Raw genomic sequence first — 9,697 nt, 5'->3', positions numbered from 1 at the left:
CGTTGTCTCGGCTCCGACTACCCGCAAAACCCAAATGGTTCACAGGCTCTACGATTCCGCGCTCGCGATGACAGTAAGGCCGCGCGGTCAGGGCCGGAAAGTCGCGCGAGCTGGTACCCGTCTTCGCCGCGGCAGGCTCGGCCTGGTGAAGCCTGCCTTCATGGAGGAGACGGCGGTCGGGCATCGGCTCGCGCTTGCCGATCGTGCCGTGCGACAGAAACGGATTCGCCGCGCGAAAACTTTGAGAATTCCTCGATTTATCCTTCAGGCGGGCTGGATACGCCGGCTCTGCTTATCCGAGCCGCAGCACGGTCTCGATCGCCGCCGCGAATCCGTCGCGCTCGTTGCTGTCGGTGACGTGCGTCGCGTGCCGCTTGATACCGTCGGCCGCGTTGCCCATCGCGAACGAAACGCCGCTTCGGGCGAACATGGGCAGATCGTTCTCCATGTCGCCGATGGTAGCGACCGCTTCGGCCGAAATGCCCAGCCGCCTGATCATGGCGTCCACGAAGGTGCCCTTGTCGTGACCGGGCGGCGTGACGTCGAGATAGTAGGTCTGCGAGCGCACCGCGGTCGCCTCCGCACCGACGGCTTCTCTCATCGCCGCTTCGCAACGCTGCAACAGCTCAGCATCCGAACTGGCGCCAACGATCTTGCAGGTCTCCGCGAGATGCGGCGCGAAATCGTCGATGATGGTCGGATGAGCCTTGATGGCCAGCTTCTCATGCGGGACGTACTCGCCGTCGGGATTGCGCGTGTACCAACGCTGATTGGTGAACAGCCAGATATCCACGCCGAAAGCATTGAGCACGTCGAGGCTGCGCTGGGCCACGGTTGCCCCGATCAAATGCTGCTCGATCGGTTTGAGCCCCGCATCGACGATCGAGCTGCCGTTGAAGGCGCCGACGGGAAGCGTGATCGAAAGCGGCTCGATCAGAAAACCCATGCCGATGGTCGGCCGGCTGGAGACGATGGTGAAACCGATGCCGGCCGCATGCAGCTTGCGAACGGCCGCCTTGGCGCCATCGGTCAGGATCTTGTCGTGCGTCAACAGAGTGCCGTCGACGTCGGAAACAACGAGCGCGATACGTGTCATTGGGGGACCAGGTTCAATTGACCGACGATGTCATCCACGATGTTCTCGACCGGGGCATCGATCGATACAATGATCGGCCGCTCGCCCGCGCCCGGCGGCTCCAGTGTTCTGAATTGGCTGGCGAGCAGGCCCGGCGGCATGAAATGTCCCTTGCGGGCGGCAAGCCGCGCCGCGATCAGATCCTGCGTTCCGTCGAGAAAAACGATACGGACATCCTCGCGGCCGTGCACGAGAATGTCGCGATAGGCGCGCTTCAATGCCGAGCAGGCGATCACGGCGTGCTCGCCGGACGCTGCGAGGCGGTCGATCTCGTCGGCGATTGCCCGCAGCCACGGCCAGCGGTCCGCGTCGGTCAGCGGATGGCCGGCGCTCATCTTCGCAACGTTTCCCGGCGGGTGAAACCGGTCGCCGTCCTCGTAGCGCCAGCCGAGGCGTCCAGCGAGACGATCGGCGATGGTGCTCTTGCCCGAACCGGAAACGCCCATCACCACCAGCGCGCTGGGAGTCCTATCGCCCACCAAAATCCTCCGGAAGCGCATCCCGGTCCAGCAGCCAGACCGTCTCGCCGGTGGATCGCGCACAGGTGGCAGGCAGGTTCTCGCGTGCAAGGAGGCGCGTCAAGATCGCATGCTTCTCGGCGCCGGCAATCTCGAACAGCATTTCGCGGCAGGAGGCAAGGATGGGCAGCGTGAGGGTGACCCGGGGGACGAATGGCTCGACATTCGCGCGTGGCACGCCGACCACCCAGCGCGCGGTCTCATCGAGCGCGGGATCGCCGGGAAACAGCGATGCGGTGTGGCCATCGGGACCTACACCCATCAACACGAGATCGAACAAGGGGCGGGCTTGATCGAGCGTGTCTGCCCCATAGAACGATTGCAGCTCTCGCTCGTAAAGCGCGGCGCAGCGGTCCGGATCGGTCGGGTCGGCGGTCGCGGTCGGAATCGGATGGATGTTTGCTGCCGGCGCGCAGCTATCCAGAAAAAGTGCTCGCGCCATGCCCATGTTGTTGAGCGGATCGTCCGCCGGCACGAAGCGCTCGTCGCCAATGAACCAGTGCACGCGCTGCCACGGGATCCGACTGCGATAGGCATCGGTTGCGAGCAATTGATAAAGCTGTCTGGGGCTCGATCCGCCGGTCAGGCAAATCGCCACGCGGCCGCTATTGGCCTCGATCCTGGCGAGCACGCGATCGGCCGCGGCCTCGGCCAGTGCGGCCGGATCGGCGACCGCGATCACGCGGCGATTGTCGTTCGCTGTCATCGCTCACCCGAGCTTTCGCCAGCTTCGGCCTTCGCGGGTCAACAGTTCGTTCGCTTCCTGCGGACCTTCGCTGCCGGCCTTGTAGGTCTGCAAGCCCTCGGCCCCTGCCTTCTTCCAGGCGTCGAGGAATGGTTGCACCGCCTTCCAGCCGGCCTCGACGCTGTCGGCGCGCTGGAACAGGATGTTGTCGCCGATCATGCAGTCATAGATCAGCGTCTCGTAGCCGGTCGAAGGCTCCGCCTTGAAATAGTCCTTGTAGCGAAACTTCATGTCGACGCCGTCGATCAGGATCGACGGGCCGGGCACCTTGGTGTTGAACTGCAGCGCGATGCCTTCGTTCGGCGCGACCCCGATCACGAGGTAATTCTGCGCCAGCCGTTCCACCGGCGTGCAGTTGAACATCGCGAACGGCGCCTGCTTGAACTTGATCGCGACTTCGGTGCGCTTGACGCCGAGCGCCTTGCCGGTGCGCAGGTAGAAGGGAACGCCGGCCCAGCGCCAATTGTCGATGATCAGTTTCAGCGCCACATAGGTTTCCGTCGTACTGCCGGGCGCGACGTCTTCGATTTTGCGGTAGTCGACAATCTCGTTGTCGCCGATCCGGCCGGCCAGATATTGGCCGCGCACGGAATTCCGCAGCGCTTCGGCCTCGCTCTGGAGCTGGATCGCGGCCAGCACGTCCGCCTTTTCGGTGCGGACCGAATGCGCGTCGAACCGGATCGGCGGCTCCATTGCGACCAGCGACAGCAGTTGAAACAGATGGTTCGGCACCATGTCGCGCAGCGCGCCGGTCTGGTCGTAAAAACTGCCGCGGTGGCCGACGCCGAGCTGTTCGTTGACCGTGATCTGGACATGGTCGATATGGTTGCGATTCCAGATCGGTTCGAACATGCCGTTGGCGAAGCGCAGCACTAAAATGTTCTGCACCGTTTCCTTGCCGAGATAGTGATCGATCCGGTAGATCTCGTGCTCATCGACGAGCTTTAGCAATTCGTTGTTCAGCGCCTTGGCGGAAACGAGGTCGGTGCCGAACGGCTTTTCCACCACCAGCCGCCGCCACGCGCCGTTTTCGGCCAGCATGCCGGTGCGGCCCAACTCGCGGCTGATCGGCAGGAAGGCGTTGGGCGGGGTTGCCAAGTAGAACAGGCGGTTGCCGCCGGTGTTTCGCGCGGCCTCCAGGTCGCCGAGCTGCTTGCTCATCGCGTCGAATGACGCCGGATCCTTCGGGTCGGCTTCGATGCAGGTCAGGCAGTCCAAGAGACGACGCAAAATCGCGTCCTCCACCGGCCGGGTCGCGAACTGGCGCAGGCCCTTCATCAGGCTCTCGCGCAGCCTGTCGTTCGTCATGCCCTTGCGCGCGACGCCGACCAGGCAGAACCTGTCCGGCAGGAGATCGCTGGCGGCGAGATTATACAGGGCAGGGACGATCAGTCGGTGCGTGAGGTCGCCGGTGACACCGAAAATGACGAAGGAGCAGGGATCTGGCTTCTTCTGTGTTGTTTGACCGACCACCATAACTGCTCACGCCTTCGCAGTGGGCTTCTTCGGCGGCTCCTTGTGGCCGCCGAAACCGGCCCGCATCGCGGAAAGAATTTTTTCCGCAAAGGTGTGGTCCTTGCGCGAACGGAAGCGCGCGTAGAGCGCCGCCGTCAGCACTTCCGCCGGCACAGCTTCGTCGATCGCGGCGTTGACGGTCCAGCGGCCTTCGCCGGAATCTTCGACAAAGCCGGAGTAGGTGTCGAGCGTCTGGTTTTCGGCGAGCGCGGAAGCGGTGAGGTCGAGCAGCCAGGAGGGGATCACGCTGCCGCGCCGCCACACCTCGGCAATGTCGGCCATGTCGAACTCGAAACGATGCTCTGGCGGCAGCGCGTCGATGTTGGCATTCTTCAGGATATCAAATCCTTCGGCATAAGCCTGCATCAGGCCGTACTCGATGCCGTTATGGATCATCTTGACGAAGTGTCCGGCGCCGGACGGCCCGGCATGGATATAGCCCTGCTCGACACGCGAGTCGCGGCCCTCGCGTCCCGGTGTGCGCGGAATGTCGCCCGCGCCCGGCGCCAGCGTCTTGAAGATCGGATCGAGCCGGTCGACCACCATCTTATCGCCGCCGATCATCATGCAATAGCCGCGCTCGATGCCCCAGACGCCGCCGCTGGTGCCGACGTCGAGGTAGTGTAGACCTTTTGCCTTCAGCGCCGCACCGCGGCGGACGTCGTCCTGCCAGAACGTATTCCCGCCATCGATGATGACGTCGCCGGGCTGCATCAGCTTTGCCAATGCCTCGATGGTTGTCTCGGTGATCTTGCCTGCCGGGAGCATTACCCAGGCGGTGCGCGGCTTCTCCAGTTTCGCCACGAAATCTTCCAGCGTGTCAGCGCCGGTTGCGCCTTCCGCCGCGAGTGCGGCGACCGCCTTGGCGTCCTTGTCGTAGACCACGGCGGTGTGGCCATTCTTCATCAGCCGGCGGACGATGTTGCCGCCCATCCGGCCGAGGCCGATCATGCCGAGTTGCATATCCTGACTTCCTTAACTGATGGCCTCCGCGATCGCAGCATCGAGCGCAGACAGCCCCGACCCGAGATCGCCCTTGAGATGGACGCGCAGCGCACGCCTGCCGCGTTCGGTGAGTACGTCGAAATCGCCGCGCGCCTGCGCCGCCTTGATGATGCCGAAACTCGCTTTCTGTCCGGGCACCGGCAAATCCTCGGCATCGTCGGCCGTGATCTGCAGGAACACGCCGCTGTCGGGACCGCCCTTGTAGGCCTGGCCGGTCGAGTGCAGGAAGCGCGGGCCGAATTCGGCGCAGGTCGCCAGATGGTGCTTGTCGCGCACCGCAAGCCGCATCTTTTGCAGCGAGCCGATCGTGCCGGGATTGCGCGCGATGTAGGCGAGCAGGGCGACATAGTCGCCGCTGTCGGAGCGCGAAAGATGCGCTTTGACCCAGGAGCCGAGCGTGCCGTCGGCGCCGGCCTTGCGCAGCTCGGCCGCATTGTGCTCGTCGGTGTAAAGATCAGCCTCGTCGGTCGAAATCACCGGCTCCTCCGCCGGCAGCGATCCGGTCTTCTCGAACGCACGCGTCAACTCGCGCGTCTTGATCTTGGCCGCTTCTACATCGGGCTGGTTGAACGGATTGATGCCGAGGATCGCGCCTGCGACGGCGGTCGCCATCTCAAACCGGAAAAACTCCTGACCGATATGGTCGATCGACTTCATGACGATGCGAACAACGGGATGTCCGGCGGCCTCGAGCGCCCTGAGCCGATCATCATGCGAGGCGTCGTCCTCGCCCTCGGTCCGGATATCGATGAAGAAGCGGTCGTCGCCGTAAAGCGAGGGGTCGCCGAGCGGCTCGCCGTCGATCGGGATCAGGCCATTGCCTTCCTTGCCGGTGGATTCGGCGATCAGTTGCTCGGCCCAGGCGCCGAAATCCGCGACCTTCTCCGACGAGGTAATCGTCACCTTGTCGCGGCCGTCGAGGCCGGCAAGGCCCATCGCCAGTCCGAGCTGCACGCCCGGATTTTCGTGCGGCGGCACGTCGGCGCCGCAGGAACGTACCATCGCGAGCGCGTGCGTGATCAGGCCGCGAACGTCAATGCCGGCGGCAGCCGCCGGCACCAGTCCGAACGGCGACAGCACGGAATAGCGTCCGCCGATCGTGGGATCGCCATGGAAGATGCGGGCGAAGCCTTGGCTGATCGCGACCTTCTCCAGGGACGAGCCGGGATCGGTGACCGCGATGAAGCGATGGCCGGCCTTGTCCTTGCCGATAGTCTTGGCGACGCGATCGAAGAAGTAATCCTTCATCACATTCGGCTCGGTGGTGCCGCCGGACTTGCTGGAGACGATGAACAGCGTGTGGGCGAGGTCGACGGTCTCCTCCATCGCCTGCACCTGCGCGGGATCGGTGGAATCGAGCACATGCAGCTTCGGGAAACCGGATTTCTTGGCAAACGTCTCCGCCAGCACCTCCGGTCCGAGGCTCGATCCGCCCATGCCGAGCACGACCGCGTCGCTGAAATTCTGCCCCTTCACGCGGCGGGCAAAATCCTCGTAGTCGGCAATGTTGGCAGCGGCCGCGCTGTTCAGCCAGCCCAGCCATTTGTTCTCGTCGTCGCCGGTCCAGACCGACTTGTCCTTTTGCCATAGCCTTCGGATTTTGGCCGACGCGCGCCACTCCTCGGTGCTCTTCTCGACGGCCGTGCCGATGCCATCGCCGAACGCGAATTGCTGCCGGTCAATGCCGCCGCCGAGCGAGGCCGCGCGCTTGTATGCGACCGCGCCATAGAGCTTGTCGGCAGAGTCCGCGAACAGCTTGACGCCGTCCTTGACCAGCTCGGCCGTGATGGCGTCGAGCGAGATGCCAGATTTTTCGAGCTCTTCCAGCACGCGGCGTGCGTCCTCGATATTCTCCTCGAGGCTGTCTCTCAGCTTGCCATGATCGCGGAATGCATCGAGCGTTGCCGGCGGCACGGTGTTGACGGTATTGGGACCGATCAGCTCCTCGACATACAGCACGTCGCTGTAGTCCTTGTTCTTGGTGCCGGTGGAGGCCCACAACAGCCGCTGCGGCTTGGCGCCCCTGGCGGCAAGCTTCTCCCACCGGGGGCCGGCAAACAGCCGCTTGTAGTCCTGATAGGCGAGCTTGGCGTTGGCGATGGCGACCTTGCCCTTCAGTGCGCTCAGCCGCTCCTTCTCACCGGGGTCATTGGCCCTCGCGATCTTCTCGTCGAGCTGCTTGTCGACCGCGGTATCGATGCGACTGACGAAGAAAGACGCGACGCTGGCGACGTGAGAGGGATCGCCGCCCTTGGCGACGTATTTTTCCAGGCCCGCGATGTACGCCTCCGCCACCTCGCGATAGACGTCTTGCGAGAACAGCAGTGTGATGTTGATGCTGATGCCTTCGCCGATCAGGTGTTCGATCGCGGGCAGGCCTTCCGGCGTGGCCGGCACCTTCACCATCAAGTTCTGACGCTTGACGTCCTTCCAGAGCCGTTGGGCTTCCGCAATGGTCCCCTTGGTATCCGTTGCCAGATAGGGCGAGACCTCGAGGCTGACGAAGCCGTCATTTCCGTTCAAATGGTCGTACACCGGGCGCAGCACGTCGGCGGCGTTCTGGATGTCGGCGACGGCGAGCGCCTCGAACAGGTCGGCGACGGGGCGGTCGCCCGCTTTCAGGGCGTGGCTGATGGCATCGTCATATTCGTCCGAACTGCCGGTCGCCTTCTCGAAGATCGAGGGATTCGACGTCACGCCCTTGACACCGTCGGTATCGATCAGCGCCTTGAGGTCGCCCTTGGCGACGAAGCCGCGGGCGAGGAAGTCCAGCCAGATTGCCTGGCCATGGTTTTCGAGTGCTTTGACGGGATTCATGGTGCCTGTTCTGTTCGATCGGTCGATTTTTGGGCTTCCGGCAGCTTTCGGGGGCAGGGCCGGAAAGTCAACATTTGGTTGGGCATGCAGCCGGGTGGAATGGCCCGGGACGATAACGCCAGTGGCTCCGGTTCGATCCCGGAAAAGTCCGTTCTTGCCCGCCGCGATACTGGCGGATCGGTCGAACCAGCGTTCGGAATGGCGACACCGACGGGCACACTGCACGAAGTCGTGAAGGAGCCCGTCATGAGCCGTCGTTTCTTGCCTCCGGGCTGTCTCGCGATTTTGTGCGGCCTGGATCAGAACACAAGTATTCAGCGCGATGGAGCGGCGAAAGTGCGGCGTCCAAATTGTCCAAATGAGCGATCGACGTGAATTGTTCACGTCAATCAGCGACGCCTCACGGCCTCAGGTAAAGATAACCCTGCGATTGCAACTCGGCGATCCGCACCACGCCGCCGCGGTCGGCGGCAATGAAGCCCGGCAGCAAATCTTCCAGTGCGACATTTTGGGATTTCATAGTGTTGCCACAGGCGGCGAGCTCGATTCCGGCTTTGGAGAATTGACCGACACGCCGGGAAAGGTCGGGATTGACGGAAGCCGAATGAAACGCCCGCAGTGCTTGGCCGTGAATCACCAGCGCGATCGTGACATGGTCGGGACCACCGACCCCGTCGAGATGGTTCTGGATATTGCCGAGCACGAAATTGACCTTATCGAGGTCGTTGAGGTGATAAACAACTTTCAATTTTGCCGAAGGTGCTGCCTCGCTCGCCGCACTGGCGCGAGAGGCGGCAAAGACTGCACTGAGCGCCGAAATCGCGCCCCACAGGATATTGCGTCGGTGCATGGCGTCCTCCCACTTCGAACAATGTGGCTTCTATTTGCGCCGGAGCGCCGCAAGTTCCTTGCGGTCGGTCACGGGCTCGGCGCATTCGCGCAAGTCCGCGCGATCGACACGGAAAATCTTGTCGTCGGCGCCGGCAACCAGATCGTTGCTGGCATCGTCGTCGGCCTTGTCGCGCTCCCAGATCCTGATCCGCTCCAGCCGGATCAGCGCAGATCTATCGTCCTTCATCGCCACTTCAATGCCGCCGCCTTCGCAATCGATGCTGCAGCCGAGACGAATTTCGCCGCCGGTGTTTTCGGCGACAATGTGATTGCAATAGCCACTGGAATCGAAATTGCCCGCGCGGTGGCGATATTTGAAACCGAGCCGGAAGGAATAATTGACGGTCTTGCCTTCCGGCGCGTCCTCGGCCGTCACCAAAAGCTTCATCGCGCTGACCTTCTGCTTCGGATGCCGCGCCAGATGGTTGGCGTCATAACGACGCACGAAGCAGGCATACGTCTTTTGGCTGAGCGGGCTGCCGAACATTTGCCCGTCGAATGTGGTGGCCTTGGCTTTATCGACGCCCTCGGCGTGACAGGCGTTGGCTCCGGCGAGGGAGGCAACGGTGGCAACGATCCAGAGATATTTCATGGCAGACTCGGATTAAACGCGCGGCATATTACTTTAGTTGCAGGTGGCGCCGGGTGCGTTCACCGCAGGTTCGCGACTGGCCCTGACGGGCTATTTGGCCATTTTGCGTCAGCGCGGCCCGCCCAAAGGCCTGAATGCGTGATAAATGCGGCGTTTACCCCCCGTTCAGAGCCTGGGATTTGCAGCGCTTGCCGCCTTCGCCTTGCCCGGGCCGACGCAGATTCGGGCCCTGCACCTGCTCACAATCCTTAAAAAACCCCTTACATATTGCTCAGTACTTCCCCGGTGAAAAATGTTGCTGCCCGGCTACAACGCGAGCGAAATGGCACCGTATCTTTACGAGGTGGAGGCCCTTAGCACGACTATTGCATTGCATTGTGAAGTCGCTCGCGTGTCCAATCGTCATATGTGCTGACGGTGATTCGCGAACGGAAGCTGTGACGCTCCGATACTGGAACCCTAGTGGTGCGTCCGGCATT

General features: G+C 62.9%; 8 protein-coding genes. All 8 read right to left on the bottom strand.

Features of this window, described 5'->3' with window-relative positions:
* Positions 1-292 precede the first annotated feature (292 nt).
* The 8 genes from CQ13_RS04795 to CQ13_RS04760 all read right to left on the bottom strand — a co-directional run bounded on the left by CQ13_RS04795 (position 293) and on the right by CQ13_RS04760 (position 9,218).
* Positions 293-1,096 carry a Cof-type HAD-IIB family hydrolase gene (locus CQ13_RS04795; RefSeq protein WP_057841853.1) on the bottom strand — a complete coding sequence of 268 codons (804 nt, stop codon included), beginning with the start codon at positions 1,094-1,096 and terminating at the stop codon, positions 293-295.
* A complete protein-coding gene (locus CQ13_RS04790; protein ID WP_057841852.1) occupies positions 1,093-1,635 on the bottom strand; it encodes a gluconokinase in 543 nt (180 codons plus the stop codon). Before CQ13_RS04790 ends, CQ13_RS04795 begins: the two co-directional genes overlap by 4 nt.
* Complete coding sequence (pgl, locus tag CQ13_RS04785; RefSeq protein WP_057841851.1) at positions 1,604-2,359, bottom strand: 6-phosphogluconolactonase; 756 nt, start codon at positions 2,357-2,359, stop codon at positions 1,604-1,606. Before pgl ends, CQ13_RS04790 begins: the two co-directional genes overlap by 32 nt.
* Before the next feature lie 3 nt (positions 2,360-2,362).
* Complete coding sequence (gene zwf / locus CQ13_RS04780) at positions 2,363-3,874, bottom strand: glucose-6-phosphate dehydrogenase (protein ID WP_057841850.1); 1,512 nt, start codon at positions 3,872-3,874, stop codon at positions 2,363-2,365.
* Between the two features lie 6 nt (positions 3,875-3,880).
* Positions 3,881-4,876 (bottom strand): phosphogluconate dehydrogenase (NAD(+)-dependent, decarboxylating), encoded by a 996-nt coding sequence (gene gnd, locus CQ13_RS04775; RefSeq protein WP_057841849.1) that lies wholly within the window; start codon positions 4,874-4,876, stop codon positions 3,881-3,883.
* Between the two features lie 12 nt (positions 4,877-4,888).
* Positions 4,889-7,735 (bottom strand): bifunctional transaldolase/phosoglucose isomerase, encoded by a 2,847-nt coding sequence (locus CQ13_RS04770; RefSeq protein WP_057841848.1) that lies wholly within the window; start codon positions 7,733-7,735, stop codon positions 4,889-4,891.
* 400 nt (positions 7,736-8,135) lie between these two features.
* On the bottom strand, positions 8,136-8,585 hold the full coding sequence (locus CQ13_RS04765) for a DsrE family protein (RefSeq protein WP_057841847.1): 450 nt from the start codon (positions 8,583-8,585) through the stop codon (positions 8,136-8,138).
* A 30-nt stretch (positions 8,586-8,615) separates the two neighbouring features.
* Positions 8,616-9,218, bottom strand: a complete 603-nt coding sequence (locus CQ13_RS04760; RefSeq protein WP_057841846.1) for a hypothetical protein — start codon at positions 9,216-9,218, stop codon at positions 8,616-8,618.
* Between the last annotated feature and the right edge of the window lie 479 nt (positions 9,219-9,697).

The organism is Bradyrhizobium retamae (genome assembly GCF_001440415.1).
GTDB lineage: Bacteria > Pseudomonadota > Alphaproteobacteria > Rhizobiales > Xanthobacteraceae > Bradyrhizobium > Bradyrhizobium retamae.
Note: the sequence above shows the minus strand (reverse complement) of the source record. Positions and strands in the feature narration are given on the sequence as shown.

What these genes read in the sequence shown, in the direction of transcription:
- CQ13_RS04795 (WP_057841853.1), bottom strand. Translation starts at nt 1,096, where the DNA reads ATGACACGTATCGCGCTCGTTGTTTCCGACGTCGACGGCACTCTGTTG.
- CQ13_RS04790 (WP_057841852.1), bottom strand. Translation starts at nt 1,635, where the DNA reads ATGCGCTTCCGGAGGATTTTGGTGGGCGATAGGACTCCCAGCGCGCTG.
- pgl (WP_057841851.1), bottom strand. Translation starts at nt 2,359, where the DNA reads ATGACAGCGAACGACAATCGCCGCGTGATCGCGGTCGCCGATCCGGCC.
- zwf (WP_057841850.1), bottom strand. Translation starts at nt 3,874, where the DNA reads ATGGTGGTCGGTCAAACAACACAGAAGAAGCCAGATCCCTGCTCCTTC.
- gnd (WP_057841849.1), bottom strand. Translation starts at nt 4,876, where the DNA reads ATGCAACTCGGCATGATCGGCCTCGGCCGGATGGGCGGCAACATCGTC.
- CQ13_RS04770 (WP_057841848.1), bottom strand. Translation starts at nt 7,735, where the DNA reads ATGAATCCCGTCAAAGCACTCGAAAACCATGGCCAGGCAATCTGGCTG.
- CQ13_RS04765 (WP_057841847.1), bottom strand. Translation starts at nt 8,585, where the DNA reads ATGCACCGACGCAATATCCTGTGGGGCGCGATTTCGGCGCTCAGTGCA.
- CQ13_RS04760 (WP_057841846.1), bottom strand. Translation starts at nt 9,218, where the DNA reads ATGAAATATCTCTGGATCGTTGCCACCGTTGCCTCCCTCGCCGGAGCC.